This window comes from Paractinoplanes pyxinae, assembly GCF_026626335.1.
Classification (GTDB): Bacteria; Actinomycetota; Actinomycetes; order Mycobacteriales; family Micromonosporaceae; genus Actinoplanes; species Actinoplanes pyxinae.
Window position 1 is genome coordinate 396,408 of sequence record NZ_JAPNTZ010000004.1, and the last position, 13,010, is coordinate 409,417.

The following is a 13,010-nucleotide window of genomic DNA, read 5'->3' on the forward strand; positions in this document are numbered from 1 at the left end:
ACCCAGTGACCGCGTACGGGGAAGGGAAAGGAAAATCGGGTAAGTTTGTTGGTCCGAGACGAGAGGCGCTGCAACGGGGTGACACCCGCCACGCTCGCTCGGTGGAAACCGACCAAGGGCGCCTCCGTTGTACCGGAGGTGGTCGGTGTGGAAACAGCCAGCACGTCACGTATCGATGAGCTCAAGCGCCTACTCGGTGAGCGGATCGTGGTGCTCGACGGCGCCTGGGGCACGATGCTGCAGGGCGCGAAGCTGCGGCCCGAGGACTATCGCGGCGACCTGATCGGCCCCGACCACCCGCAGGACGTCACGGGCGACCCCGACCTGCTGATCCTCACCCGGCCCGACGTGATCCTCGACGTCCACCGGCAATATCTGGCCGCCGGGGCCGACATCACCACCACCAACACCTTCACCGCCACGAGCATCGCCCAGGCCGACTACGGCCTCGAGTCGTACGTGAAAGAGATGAACCTGCGCGGCGCGCAACTGGCCCGGCAGGCGGCCGACGAGGCGGGCGGCAAGTTCGTGGCGGGCTCGATCGGCCCGCTCAACGTGACGCTGTCGCTGTCGCCCAAGGTCGACGACCCGGCCTATCGCGCGGTCACGTTCGACCAGGTCAAGGCCGCGTACGCCGAGCAGATCGCGGCGCTGGCCGAGGGCGGCGTCGACCTGCTGCTGATCGAGACGATCTTCGACACGCTCAACGCCAAGGCTGCCATCGCCGCCGCCCGCGAGGTGGCGCCGCACCTGCCGCTGTGGATCTCGGTGACGATCGTCGACCTGTCCGGCCGCACGCTCAGCGGCCAGACTGTCGAGGCGTTCTGGCGCTCCATCGAGCGGGCCGAGCCGCTGATCGTCGGGGTCAACTGCGCGCTCGGCGCGACCGAGGCCCGGCCGCACGTGGCCGAACTGGCCCGCCTCTCCAACACGTATGTCGCCGCCCACCCGAACGCCGGCCTGCCCAACGCGTTCGGCGGCTACGACGAGACCCCATCACAGACGGGTGCGCTCCTCGAGGAGTTCGCGAGCGCGGGCCTGGTCAACATCGTCGGCGGCTGTTGCGGCACCTCGCCCGCACATATCGGACAAATCGCCTCCAAGGTCAAAGATAAGACACCGCGGGTGATCAACCCGCCGGCCGAGACGACCCGGTTCAGCGGCCTCGAGCCGTTCGCGATCGGCCCCGACACCGGCTTCGTCATGATCGGCGAGCGCACCAACGTCACCGGCTCGGCCAAGTTCCGCCGGCTCATCGAGGCCGACGACTACCAGGGCGCCGTCGACGTCGCGCTCGACCAGGTGCGCGGCGGGGCCAACCTGCTCGACGTCAACATGGACGCCGACCTGCTCGACAGCGAGCAGGCCATGACCACGTTCCTCAACCTGATCGCCACCGAGCCCGAGGTCGCCCGCATCCCGGTGATGATCGACAGCTCGAAGTGGACCGTGCTCGAGGCCGGCCTCAAGTGCGTGCAGGGCAAGGGCGTGGTCAACTCGATCAGCCTCAAGGAGGGGGAGGGGCCGTTCCTGGCCCAGGCCCGCCGCATCCGCGACTTCGGCGCCGGCGTGGTGGTGATGGCCTTCGACGAGCAGGGCCAGGCCGACACCCGCGACCGCAAGGTCGAGATCTGCGGCCGCGCCTACGATCTGCTGGTCAACGAGGCCGGGTTCGCCCCCGACGACATCATCTTCGACCCCAACGTGCTGGCCGTGGCCACCGGCATCGCCGAGCACAACGGTTACGCCAAGGCGTTCATCGAGGCCCTGCCGCTGATCAAGGAGCGCTGCCCGGGCGCGCGCACCAGCGGCGGCATCTCCAACCTGTCGTTCTCGTTCCGCGGCAACGACGTGGTGCGCGAGGCCATGCACTCGGCGTTCCTGTTCCACGCGGTCAAGGCCGGTCTCGACATGGGCATCGTCAACGCCGGCCAGCTCGCCGTCTATCAGGACATCCCGGCCGACCTGCTCGAGCTGGTCGAGGACGTGCTGTTCGACCGCCGCCCCGACGCCACCGACCGGCTCGTGACCTTCGCGTCCACGGTCACCGGCAAGGGCAAGCAACGCGAGGTCGACCTGTCGTGGCGCGAGGCCCCGGTGCGCGAGCGCCTGTCGTACGCGCTGGTGCACGGCATCGTCGACTACATCGAGGACGACACCGAGGAAGCCCGGCAGCAGATGAACCGGCCGCTCGAGGTGATCGAGGGCCCGCTCATGGACGGCATGAAGGTGGTCGGCGACCTCTTCGGCTCGGGCAAGATGTTCCTGCCGCAGGTGGTCAAGAGCGCCCGCGTGATGAAGCGCTCGGTGGCCTACCTCGAGCCGTTCATGGAGGCCGAGAAGGAGCAGGCCCGTCTCGAAGGCCGGATCGAGACCGGGCGGGGCCAGGGCAAGGTCGTGCTGGCCACGGTCAAGGGCGACGTCCACGACATCGGCAAGAACATCGTCGGCGTGGTGCTGGGCTGCAACAACTACGAGGTGATCGACCTCGGCGTGATGGTGCCGGCCGGCAAGATCCTGGACACCGCGATCAGCGAGGGGGCCGACGTCATCGGGCTGTCCGGCCTGATCACCCCGTCGCTCGACGAGATGGTCGCGGTGGGCGCCGAGATGCAGCGCCGCGGGCTCAAGCTGCCGCTGCTGATCGGCGGGGCCACCACGTCCAAGCAGCACACGGCCGTGCGCATCGCCCCCGCGTACGACGCCTCGACCGTCCACGTGCTCGACGCCTCCCGGGTGGTGGGCGTGGTCAGCGACCTGCTCGAACCCGAGCGGGCCGAGCGCCTGGACACGGCCAACCGGGCCGAGCAGGAGCGCCTCCGTGAGCAGCACGCCAACCGGCACGCCCAGGCGCTGCTCACCGTCGAGCAGGCCCGGGCCAACCGCGAGAAGGTCGACTTCACCGACCTGCCCACGCCCGCCTTCACCGGTGTCCGCGACGTCCGCCCCACCATCGCCGAGCTGCGCGAGATGATCGACTGGCAGTTCCTGTTCCTGGCCTGGGAGCTCAAGGGCAAATACCCGGCCATCCTGGAGCAGCCGGTGGCCCGCGAACTGTTCGACGACGCCAACGAGCTGCTCGACCAGATCATCAAGGACGGGTCGTTCGAGGCCCGCGGCCGTTACGCGTTCTGGCCCGCGCACAGCGAGGGCGACGACATCGTCCTGGAGAACGGCGTCACGTTCCCGATGCTGCGCCAGCAGACCCAGAAGCCGGCCGGCCGGGCCAACCGCTGCCTGGCCGACTACATCGCTCCCGAGGGCGACCACCTCGGCGGCTTCGCCGTGGCCATCCACGGCGCGGACGAGCTGGCCGCCAAGTACGAGGCCGACAACGACGACTACCGGGCGATCATGGTCAAGGCGCTGGCCGACCGCCTGGCCGAGGCGTTCGCGGAGTTCCTGCACCTGCAGGTCCGGCGCGAGTGGTTCGAGCCCGGCTCGCAGCCCGACCTGGCCGACCTGCACGCCGAGCGGTTCCGGGGCATCCGGCCGGCGCTGGGCTACCCGGCCAGCCCCGACCACAGCGAGAAGAAAGACCTGTTCGAGCTGCTGGGCACGGCCGAGATCGGCGTCGGGCTGACCGAGTCGTACGCGATGACGCCCGCTGCCGCCGTCAGCGGCCTGATCTTCGCCCACCCCGAGTCCCGCTACTTCACCGTCGGGCGCCTCGGGAAAGACCAGGTGGCCGACTACGCCCACCGCCGCGGGATGCCGCAGGACGAGGTCGAGCGCTGGCTGCGCCCCAACCTGGCGTACGAGATCGACTGATCGGGCATGATCGTCGGGTGACTTCCGTCGATCTGCAGGGCGTCGATGCCCTCTTGACCCAGGCGCGCGCCGGCGTGCGACGGCTCGACCCGCACGAGACGCGGGCTGCCGCCGCGGCCGGCGCGCTGCTCATCGACACCCGCACCGACGTGCAGCGGGCCCAGCAGGGCTCGCTGCCCGGCGCCATCGTCATCGACCGCACGGTGATGGAGTGGCGGCTCGACCCACGGTCGCCCAACCGCATCCCCGAGGCCACCGACGCCGACCGGGTGATCGTGGTGGTGTGCCGGCAGGGCTACAGCTCGAGCCTGGCCGCCGCCTCGCTGCGCGCCTGCGGTCTGCCCAACGCGACCGACCTGGCCGGCGGCTTCGAGGCGTGGGTGGCCGCGGGCCTGCCCACGACCACCGACCCCGAGGACGTGCGCTACTGAGGGCGTCCGTCCCTCATGGATGTCGATTACCCGGAGGGACGCGGTTTCAGTACCGGGATCGGTAGCGGCGTCGCCGGCGGCGGGGGTCGTTGAGGACGCTGCGGCCGACGAAGAAGGCCAGACCGACGATCACCGCCAGCAGACCGCCGACCAGCGGAAGGCTGACCGCCGGGCCTCCGGTGCTCGAGCCGGACGAGGCGAGCGCCTGGCTTCCGCCGCCGCTGTTGCTGACCGGGGTGGTGGCCGGCGGCGGGGCGGTCGGCAGCGCCTCGAAGTCGACCAGGGTGCTGCTCTCGAGCAGGGTCAGGTGGGTCATCACGAACTGGTTGGCCCGCTGGGCCAGCTTGCGGATCGTGTCGTTGCGGGTGCTCGTGCGGATCGTCGCGATGGCCGGGAAGATCTTGCCGTGGGCGGCCCGCAGCCGGTCGATGTAGATCTGGTCGAACTCCTCGCCCTGGGCCTCGCGCATCTCGGCCAGCCAGCCCTGCTGGTCCTCGTTGGGCTTGTCGGGCAGGTCGATGGAGAGCTTGCGGGCCGCGTCGCGGACCATCTTGTCCAGCACCACGTGCTGGGCGGCGATGTCCTTCCCAATCTTCTTGATCTTCGGGTTGTCCGACCTCTCCTGGGCCATCTCGCCGGCCGGGATCTCCCACAGGCCGGCCAGCCGCACCTTGACCGCGAAGTCCTTGTCGGCCGCGGCGACCCGGCCCTCGCCGGTGTCGGTGATGAGCCCGTTGGGCGGCAGCGGTACGCCGGGTTCCGCCTGCGCCGCGCTCGGTGCGAGCAGGAGGAGGGCCGTCGCGGCGACCACCACCCCCAGCAGGTGCCTGCGGCGGAACAAGCGATCGACGGCGAACACGTCAACCTCCTTCAACTGCACTCGGCGGGGCCCCTGTTGGGCGGATATACGCACCGGGACCCCGCGCGGATCAAAGGAAGTTCACAGATTCCGTCCCGGTCACGCGGCGTTTGCTCGCGGAGGCGGCGGGTAGCCAGAACCGCTCAAGCGTGTGCCGACCGGGAGGTTCTTGTGCAAGCCATGGTTTATCGCGGCCCGTACCGGGTGCGCGTCGAGGAGAAGGACCGGCCCTCGATCGAACACCCCAACGACGCGATCGTACGAGTGACCCGCGCGGCCATCTGCGGCTCCGACCTGCACCTCTACCACGGGATGATGCCGGACACCCGGGTCGGCTCGACCTTCGGCCACGAGTTCGTCGGCGTGGTCGACGAGGTGGGTTCGTCGGTTCAGAATTTGAAGGTCGGCGACCGGGTCATGGTGCCGTTCAACATCTTCTGCGGCACGTGTTTCTTCTGTGCCCGCGGCCTGTACTCGAACTGCCACAACGTCAACCCGAACGCCACGGCGGTCGGCGGCATCTACGGCTACTCGCACACCACCGGCGGGTACGACGGCGGTCAGGCCGAGTACGTCCGGGTGCCGTTCGCCGACGTGGGCCCCACCCTCCTCCCCGACTGGATGGACGAGGAGGACGCGGTGCTGCTCACCGACGCCGTGGCTACCGGCTACTTCGGCGCTCAGCTGGGCGACATCAAGGAGGGCGACGTGGTCGTCGTCTTCGGGGCCGGCCCGGTCGGCCAGTACGCCGCCGCGTCGTCCTGGCTGATGGGCGCGGGCCGGGTGATCGTGATCGACCACCTCGACTACCGCCTCGAGAAGGCCCGCACCTTCGCCCACGCCGAGACGATCAACTTCACCGAGCACGACGACATCGTCGTGCACATGAAGAAGCTGACCGACCACCTGGGCGCCGACGTGGCCATCGACGCGGTCGGGGCCGAGGCCGACGGCAACCTGCTGCAGCACGTCACCGCGGCCAAGCTGAAGCTGCAGGGCGGCTCGCCGATCGCGCTCAACTGGGCGATCGACTCGGTGCGCAAGGGCGGCACGGTGTCGGTGATGGGCGCGTACGGCCCGATGTTCAGCGCCGTCAAGTTCGGCGACGCCATGAACAAGGGCCTGACGCTGCGCATGAACCAGACCCCGGTCAAGCGCCAGTGGCCGCGGCTGTTCGAGCACGTGCGCAACGGCTACCTCAAGCCGAACGAGATCGTGACCCACCGGATCCCGCTCGAGCACATCGCCGAGGGCTACCACATGTTCTCGGCCAAGCTCGACGGCTGCATCAAGCCGCTCATCGTCCCGTCCGCCTGAGTTCGCCGGCCTGAAGGAGAAACCATGGCCTATACGCCCGACAAGCCCAAGCTGGCCGAGACCAGCGAGCAGTTGCGCGCCCGCATCCCCGGGTGGGGCGCCGACCTGGACCCCAAGGACCGCCCGTCGGTGCCGCGGGAGGTGTTCGACCCGTCGTTCAGCGGCGCGCACTGGGAGTTCCCGGAGCGTCAGCCCGAGAACACGCCGCGGGAGCGGTCGATCGAGCATGCCTTCCTGACCCCCGTGTTCGGCACGTCCTGCCCGCCCAAGGGCCTCTCCGGTGTGATCCGCCGTTACTCGTACGCCAAATACAGCGAGGGCCGGGCGGCGCACTGGCTGTTGCTGCTCGCCGCCGACCGGGTCGACACGGTCGAGGGCACGCTGCGCTCGTTCGTGTCGCGCCGCCCGGACAACCCGGTCACCGAGACCGGCATCCTGGCCGAAGGGCCCAGGCACGGCCGGCGCGCCGACCGGGGGCATCACCTGCTCGACCCGATCATCGTGGCCGCGCCGTGGGTGCTGGGGGCCGCTCTCGGGGTCGCCGTGGTCCGCCGGGTGGCCGGCCGGTCTCGCGGCTGACGGTCGGAAGAGACTGTGCGCCGGTGCCTCGAGGGGCGGGCATCGGCGCACGCTTTCCGCCAGGGTGGTAGCACCCCCAAAAAGACGGGGGTCAGCCCCGTGTCGCCGGTGACCTGCCAATTCGTACGTTTGGGTCCTCATTCCGATGTGGAACTGGAGGACCCGTGAAAGCGAATTCTGTGCTGCGGGCGGGCGCTGTCGTCACCGCCGCCGTGCTGGCCGTCTCGGCGGTCGGCGCCGTCCCGGCGGCCGCGGCCGCATCGCCCCGCTCCGACCTGCAGACCGCCCTGGACGACCTGCGTGACCTGGGCATGGTCGGTGCGCAGGGCGAGATCTCGGCCGGCCGCCGCGACGTCGTGGCGCGCAGCGGAGTGGCCGACCGGCGTACCGGCCGGCCGATGCCGTTCGACGGCCGCTTCCGGATCGGCAGCAACACGAAGACGTTCGTCTCGGTCGTGGTGCTGCAGCTCGTTGGTGAAGGCAAGCTGTCGCTCGACGACAAGGTCGAGCACCTGCTGCCCGGCGTGGTGTCCGGCAACGGCAACGACGGGCGCCGGATCACCGTACGCCAGCTGCTGCAGCACACCACCGGCCTGCACAACTACACCGAGGACCTGGCCGCACTCGGCTCGGCCGAGGCGTACCAGGCGCACCGGTTCGACCACTACGAGCCGGAAGACCTGGTCGCCCTCGCGATGAAGCACGAACCCGACTTCGCCCCCGGGACGAAGTGGGCGTACTCGAACACCAACTACATCCTGGCCGGCATGATCATCGAGCGCGTCACCGGGCACTCGTGGGCGACCGAGGTGCGCGCCCGCATCGTGCGCCCGCTCGGCCTGCACGACACGTCGTACCCCGGCGACGAACCAACCCTTCCCCGCCCGTACGCGCGGACGTACCAGCAGTTCGGGCCGGGCGCGCCGCTGATCGACGTCACCGAGTGGAACCCGAGCGCGGCGGACGCGGCCGGCGGCATGGTGAGCACCACCGCCGACCTCACCCGGTTCTGGCGCGCCCTGCAGCGCGGCGAGCTGCTGCGACCGGCGCAGGCCGCCCAGATGCACAAGACGGTCCTCGCCGAGGGCATGCAGGACATCGCGCCCGGCATCCGCTACGGGCTCGGCATCTTCCACGTGCCGAACGAGTGCGGCGGATTCTGGGGACACCCCGGCGACGTGATCGGCACCAGCACGTTCAACGGCGTGACAGGCGCCGGTGACCGGGCCGTCGTGCTCTACCGCACCACCGGGCTGGCGTCCTCATCGACGGCCGTGGACGACCGCATCGTGCGGTTCGTGACCGACGCCTTGTGCCTCAGGAGGTAAAGACCGCCATCAGCTCGTCGGTGGACGAAGTGGCCGTCGGACCCGCCTTGCTGAGGGCGATGGTGGCGGCGTGCAGATACGCGCGGTCCCCGCTGGCGACGTATTGCGCGCGCAGGAGCGCGGCGATCTCGTTCGCGGTGGCGAGGCGGGCTTCGGCGTCGGCGGTCTTGAACATGGGCACACTTTCTTGATCCAGGAACGAACATGATGCGCCGCCGGATACCGGCGGCGCATCAACCGAACCGGTGATGCTTTTTCACTCGAAGAACTTAAGCCCGAAGCCCGTGTTCGACGTGGCGCCGGGAACGTTCGCCCGGGTGTAGGTGCTGTTGCCCCACCAAACGAAAGTGCCGGTGTACCAGTAGCGGTTCGCCCAGGCGTACGGCGTTCCCTTGGGTACGGCGTGGTACATCATCGGGAAGCGGGGCCCAGCCGGCGGGCTCGTCGCGATGTCGCCGTTGAGCAGCACAAATGTGTGGTGGCCGGGCCCGTTGGCATAGAGCGTGGGATCCCAGCCGGCCATCATGGTGGCCCGGTTCGAGCCGAACTGGCAGCCGTTCGACTTGTACCAGTCCCACACGTACGTGGGATCGCCGCCCGCCCGCAGTCGCAGATCAGCCAGGCAGTACTGGTCGCTCCAGCTGCCGTTCGCGGAGTAGACGATGTGGAGCTGCCCGTTGGGGTCGCGGATCGGCTCCGGCCCCTCGTTGATGAACGGGTTGCCGACCACCCGCTCCCAGCTCTCCCGCGGCTGCGAGATGACGTAGCGGGCGCCGGTGGTCGTGGTGGGGCTGCTCATCCGGGCGATGTAGAGGTTCTGCTCGACGTTGGTGGTGCCGGCCCAGCCCGACCAGACGAACCAGCGCTGCCCGTTGAAGACGAACATGGCGCCGTCGATGGCCCACCGGTCGTCCGGCAGGGCCATCCGCGTCTCGGCGGTGTAGCCGCTGTCGGCCGAACCCGAGCTGATCACGTACATCCGGTGCGCAGCCCCGCGGCCGGCCGAGAAGTAGATGTAGAACCGCCCGGCGTCGGTGGCGATCTCGGGCGCCCACACCTCGCCGAGGTTGCGGGTGTCGCTCCATACCTGACGCGAGGGCGCCGAGGCCAGCCCGTCGGTCGACGAGGCCTGCCGCACGGCGATGCCGCCGCCGGTCGACTGCACAGAGATGTAGGTGCCGCCGACGCGCAGCACGCTGGGGTCGGCCGCCCGCAGAGAGGTCTGCCCGGCGGCGGCGGGCGAGGCGAGCCCAAGGACTCCGGCTATCAGCAGCGCGGAGCCGAGGGCGAGGGATCGGAACTTCTTCATGGGGACTCCCGGGGGATGGGGTTCCCCCGAGAATCCGACCCGATTTACAGCGTTGTCAATGCGCTTAGGGGCAGGAACCGCCGCAAACGGGCACCCCGGTGATCAGCACCCGTACGCGGTGACCACATCGGCGTTGCTCGATGTCGACCGATTGCCGGCCGCGTCCACCGCCCGCGCCGTGACCGTCTGCGGCCCCGGCCGGCGGAAATGCAGGGTGCCCCAGACGGCCGCGTTGGCCCCGTTGTCACGCAGAGACCCGAGGCGCACGCCATCCGCGAACACCTCATAGACCAGCGACAACTGCGGCGTGACGTTGTCGGTGGTCCGCTGGATGCCGATAGTGAGCGGCAGGCAGCCGCCGAGCCACTTGAGCCCAGACGCATAAACGATGACAGGCGCCACCGGAGGCGTCCGATCAACCGCCGCAGCCCCCGCCGACGCAGGCGCCACCAACGCGGCGACGACGACGGCGGCCAACACGGAAGCCGCGCGGAAGAGCCGTCGGCCAGCCAAGCCGGTGGCCGCCCGAGCGAGAGGGCCGGCCGCGGCGGCCCGGTCATCGGGCACGGTGGCCTCGACGAGGCGGCGGCCGGTCGAGGCGTTGGTGGGCCAGTCGCCCGAAACGGCGGCACCAACAGCTGCGCAAGCGCCGGCGCGGCCTCTTGGAACAACGGCGGGGATGTCGGTCACGACAGTGGCGGCGTGGTCGGCCCGGACGATGTTGCGGCCGGGTGGGTTGGTGGCGGCGCGCTCGGCTAGATCGGCGGCGCGGCCGGGTGGGCCGGTTGCGGCGTGGTCGACCGGAATGGCGGCGTGACGGGGTGAGATAAGGGTGGCGCGGTCGGCCGGAACGGCTGCGTGACCGGTTGAGACGGTGATGGCGCGGTTGCTGCTCTTCGCCGAGCCGACGCCGCCGACACCGTGGGCTGGAATTGCGGCGACGCGATCGTGGTGGTGGTCGGTCGGGGCGGCGGCGGCCTGGATGGCCGGAGCCGTGGCGACGTGGTTGTGGTGGTGGTTGGCCGGGGCGGTGACTGCGTCGGCCGGGACGGTGGTGATGCGGGCGGGATGGCGGGTGGGTGGGGTCGCGGCGGTGGGCGAGTGGGTGTGGGCGGTCATCGGGAGGGCTCGGCGGTGGCTAGGCGGGCCAGGGCCAGCGCTCCGATGAGGAGGCCGAAGTCGCGTAGGGCTACGTCGTAGTAGCCGCTCAGGGTGAGCAGGTTGAGGATGATGCCGGCCAGCCAGGCGGCGACGACCAGGGCGCCCCAGCGTGGGCGCAGGGCGACCAGCAGGCCGGCCAGGATCTCGACGACGCCGACGGCATACATCGCTTGTTGGGCGGGGCCGGGGACGATTCGGTCGATCCAGGGGGCCAGGTAGCCGGGCCAGTCGGTGAGCAGGTTGAAGAACTTGTCGAGCCCGAACGCGATGGGCGCGATCGTGAACACAGTGCGGAGCAGCAGGAACGCCTGGTGGGCGGGGTCGCCTCGGACGAGCGTGGCTGCCTTCGACGTTGAGGTGGTCATCGCGGTGCCTCCTTCTAAAGTACGTCTTCACGCTTTTTAGAGACGGTAGGCGTCGTCGATTTCTAAAGTCAATGCTTGCGTCCTTTAGAGTCGAGGGATGGCATACCAGAGCCGGGCCGACCGCATCGCCTCCGTGGCCGCCCTGGACGATCCGACCAGCCGCGCCGTGTTCGACTACGTCGCGGGCCGGCCCGACGCCGTCACCCGGGACGCGGCCGCCGAAGCCCTGGGCGTGAGCCGGCGCATCGCCGCCGCCCACTTGGACAAGCTCGCCGCCCAGGGGCTGCTGACCATCGAGTTCCGCCGCCTGCACGACCGCCGGGGTCCCGGAGCCGGCCGCCCGGCCAAGCTGTACGCCCGCACGCCCGACGAGCTGCTGGTTTCCGTGCCCGATCGCCGCTACGAACTGGCCGCCACCCTGCTGGCCGCCGCCGTCACCGAGGCCATGACGACCGGCGCCGAGATCGGCGACGTCGCTCCCCGGATCGCCTACGAGACGGGCCACCAACTCGCCCGGCGGGAGCTGATCGACCATCGACCGTCCGATCGGGACGCCGCCGGCCATGGCTCTGCTGGGAGAGAAGCGGCGGAACCTGAGGGGCCGGAGGCGTCAGGGCCGGTGGGCGATGACGCCTCGGCGGTGACGCTCGAACTGCTGACCAGGGCCGGCTATGAGCCGCGCAGGACGGAAGTGGGGCTGGTTCTATCCAACTGCCCGTTCCACCGGCTCGCGCGCAGCTACACGGAACTCGTGTGCGGACTCAACCTGCACCTGCTGCACGGCCTGACCGATGCCGCCGAGGCCCCCTACCGCGCAGTGCTCGACCCCGCGCCCGAACGCTGCTGCGTGCGTCTCGAAAACGCCGAACGGGGCGGTGACGGGCGTCAGGTCAGTTCGCGCGGCTTCTCGGTTGAGGGCTCGTCGCGCAGGTAGAGGTACCAGTACGAGGTGGCTACGAAAACGAAGGCGCCGACGAGGTTGCCCAGGAAGGCGAACGCCCAGTTGCGCAGTGTGTCGTCCCAGCCCAGGCCGGGGACGCCGGCGAAGATGGCGGCCGGCAGGAAGAACATGTTGGCCACGACGTGGTCGAAGCCCATGGCCACGAAGGCCATGATCGGGAAGAAGATGACCAGGACCTTGCCCGAGAGGGTGTCGGCGGCCAGGGACATCCAGACGGCCAGGCAGACCAGCCAGTTGCAGCCGACCGCGCGCAGGAAGATCTGCCAGTTGTTCTCGTGCGTGGCCTTGGCCTGGGCTATCGCGGCCAGGCGGTCGTAGGTCATGGCGCCCGAGGTGCCGGCGTCGCTGCCGACGTGGCCGATCACTCCGGTCTGCACGGCCAGGAAGTAGGCGACGAAGAGCGCGCCGAGCACATTGCCGATCAGTACGAGTGTCAGGTTGCGGGCCACGTCGGCCTTGGTGAGCCGGCGTTGCAGGGCGCTGATCGGCACCAGCAGCATGTTGCCGGTCAGCAGGTGCGAGCCGGCCACCAGCACGAGCACCAGGCCCAGGGTGAATGCCGTGCCGGTGAACAGGGTGGGCAGGCTGCCCCAGGTGCGCGGATCGAGGCCGGACGACACCGCGATGGCGACGAGCCCGCCGAATGCGATGTACGCGCCGGCCAGGAACGAGCCGATGAGTACCTTGTCCCAGCGCAGCTCGGCCTTCTTGACGCCGGTGGCGACGGCGGCGTGCGCGATCTCGGACGGTTCCTTGGCAGGCATGAACCGCGCATACCCCGGCCCTCGACGATCAGGCCGACGAAAAAGCGCGAATCCGGCCGGCGAAGAAAAGGCAGAAGAGCGGCGAATCCGGCCAGCGAGGAAGGGCGGGAAGCGGCGGACCGGGCCCACCAAGGAGGGCGACAAGCGGCGGACCAGGCCCGCGAG

The 13,010-nt window shown here is 69.9% G+C and carries 12 protein-coding genes; 6 read left to right on the plus strand and 6 right to left on the minus strand.

The window, feature by feature from the left end:
- Positions 1-147: 147 nt before the first annotated feature.
- Together metH and OWR29_RS13025 are read left to right on the plus strand one after the other, a co-directional pair.
- Positions 148-3,771: a methionine synthase gene (gene metH / locus OWR29_RS13020; RefSeq protein WP_267562967.1), complete on the plus strand. Its 3,624-nt coding sequence runs from the start codon at positions 148-150 to the stop codon at positions 3,769-3,771.
- Between the two features lie 17 nt (positions 3,772-3,788).
- Entirely contained in the window at positions 3,789-4,202 is a 414-nt protein-coding gene (locus OWR29_RS13025; RefSeq protein ID WP_267562969.1) for a rhodanese-like domain-containing protein, read from the plus strand.
- Between the two features lie 46 nt (positions 4,203-4,248).
- Here OWR29_RS13025 and OWR29_RS13030 read toward each other — a convergent pair whose 3' ends face one another.
- A complete protein-coding gene (locus OWR29_RS13030) occupies positions 4,249-5,061 on the minus strand; it encodes a DUF4142 domain-containing protein (RefSeq protein WP_267562971.1) in 813 nt (270 codons plus the stop codon).
- A 180-nt stretch (positions 5,062-5,241) separates the two neighbouring features.
- Here OWR29_RS13030 and OWR29_RS13035 point away from each other — a divergent pair, with 180 nt between their 5' ends.
- The 3 genes from OWR29_RS13035 to OWR29_RS13045 all read left to right on the plus strand — a co-directional run bounded on the left by OWR29_RS13035 (position 5,242) and on the right by OWR29_RS13045 (position 8,285).
- Complete coding sequence (locus OWR29_RS13035) at positions 5,242-6,378, plus strand: zinc-dependent alcohol dehydrogenase (protein ID WP_267562972.1); 1,137 nt, start codon at positions 5,242-5,244, stop codon at positions 6,376-6,378.
- A 24-nt stretch (positions 6,379-6,402) separates the two neighbouring features.
- Positions 6,403-6,957, plus strand: a complete 555-nt coding sequence (locus OWR29_RS13040) for a hypothetical protein (protein ID WP_267562974.1) — start codon at positions 6,403-6,405, stop codon at positions 6,955-6,957.
- A gap of 164 nt (positions 6,958-7,121) precedes the next feature.
- Positions 7,122-8,285: a serine hydrolase domain-containing protein gene (locus tag OWR29_RS13045; RefSeq protein ID WP_267562975.1), complete on the plus strand. Its 1,164-nt coding sequence runs from the start codon at positions 7,122-7,124 to the stop codon at positions 8,283-8,285.
- Here OWR29_RS13045 and OWR29_RS13050 read toward each other — a convergent pair.
- The 4 genes from OWR29_RS13050 to OWR29_RS13065 all read right to left on the minus strand — a co-directional run bounded on the left by OWR29_RS13050 (position 8,275) and on the right by OWR29_RS13065 (position 11,120).
- A complete protein-coding gene (locus OWR29_RS13050; protein ID WP_267562977.1) occupies positions 8,275-8,460 on the minus strand; it encodes a hypothetical protein in 186 nt (61 codons plus the stop codon). The two genes, OWR29_RS13045 and OWR29_RS13050, sit on opposite strands and share 11 nt — an antisense overlap.
- An 81-nt stretch (positions 8,461-8,541) precedes the next feature.
- On the minus strand, positions 8,542-9,594 hold the full coding sequence (locus OWR29_RS13055; protein ID WP_267562978.1) for a glycoside hydrolase family 43 protein: 1,053 nt from the start codon (positions 9,592-9,594) through the stop codon (positions 8,542-8,544).
- 102 nt (positions 9,595-9,696) lie between these two features.
- On the minus strand, positions 9,697-10,713 hold the full coding sequence (locus OWR29_RS13060; RefSeq protein WP_267562979.1) for a hypothetical protein: 1,017 nt from the start codon (positions 10,711-10,713) through the stop codon (positions 9,697-9,699).
- Positions 10,710-11,120 (minus strand): DoxX family membrane protein, encoded by a 411-nt coding sequence (locus OWR29_RS13065; protein ID WP_267562980.1) that lies wholly within the window; start codon positions 11,118-11,120, stop codon positions 10,710-10,712. Before OWR29_RS13065 ends, OWR29_RS13060 begins: the two co-directional genes overlap by 4 nt.
- Positions 11,121-11,217: 97 nt before the next feature.
- On the opposite strand from OWR29_RS13065, the gene OWR29_RS13070 reads away from it, so the two are divergent.
- Positions 11,218-12,054 carry a helix-turn-helix domain-containing protein gene (locus tag OWR29_RS13070; protein WP_267562982.1) on the plus strand — a complete coding sequence of 279 codons (837 nt, stop codon included), beginning with the start codon at positions 11,218-11,220 and terminating at the stop codon, positions 12,052-12,054.
- Here OWR29_RS13070 and OWR29_RS13075 read toward each other — a convergent pair.
- A complete protein-coding gene (locus OWR29_RS13075; RefSeq protein WP_267562983.1) occupies positions 12,006-12,845 on the minus strand; it encodes a formate/nitrite transporter family protein in 840 nt (279 codons plus the stop codon). The genes OWR29_RS13070 and OWR29_RS13075 overlap by 49 nt on opposite strands.
- Positions 12,846-13,010: the final 165 nt, after the last annotated feature.

What these genes read in the sequence shown, in the direction of transcription:
- OWR29_RS13035 (WP_267562972.1), top strand. Translation starts at nt 5,242, where the DNA reads ATGGTTTATCGCGGCCCGTACCGGGTGCGCGTCGAGGAGAAGGACCGG.
- OWR29_RS13040 (WP_267562974.1), top strand. Translation starts at nt 6,403, where the DNA reads ATGGCCTATACGCCCGACAAGCCCAAGCTGGCCGAGACCAGCGAGCAG.
- OWR29_RS13050 (WP_267562977.1), bottom strand. Translation starts at nt 8,460, where the DNA reads ATGTTCAAGACCGCCGACGCCGAAGCCCGCCTCGCCACCGCGAACGAG.
- OWR29_RS13055 (WP_267562978.1), bottom strand. Translation starts at nt 9,594, where the DNA reads ATGAAGAAGTTCCGATCCCTCGCCCTCGGCTCCGCGCTGCTGATAGCC.
- OWR29_RS13060 (WP_267562979.1), bottom strand. Translation starts at nt 10,713, where the DNA reads ATGACCGCCCACACCCACTCGCCCACCGCCGCGACCCCACCCACCCGC.
- OWR29_RS13065 (WP_267562980.1), bottom strand. Translation starts at nt 11,120, where the DNA reads ATGACCACCTCAACGTCGAAGGCAGCCACGCTCGTCCGAGGCGACCCC.
- OWR29_RS13070 (WP_267562982.1), top strand. Translation starts at nt 11,218, where the DNA reads ATGGCATACCAGAGCCGGGCCGACCGCATCGCCTCCGTGGCCGCCCTG.
- OWR29_RS13075 (WP_267562983.1), bottom strand. Translation starts at nt 12,845, where the DNA reads ATGCCTGCCAAGGAACCGTCCGAGATCGCGCACGCCGCCGTCGCCACC.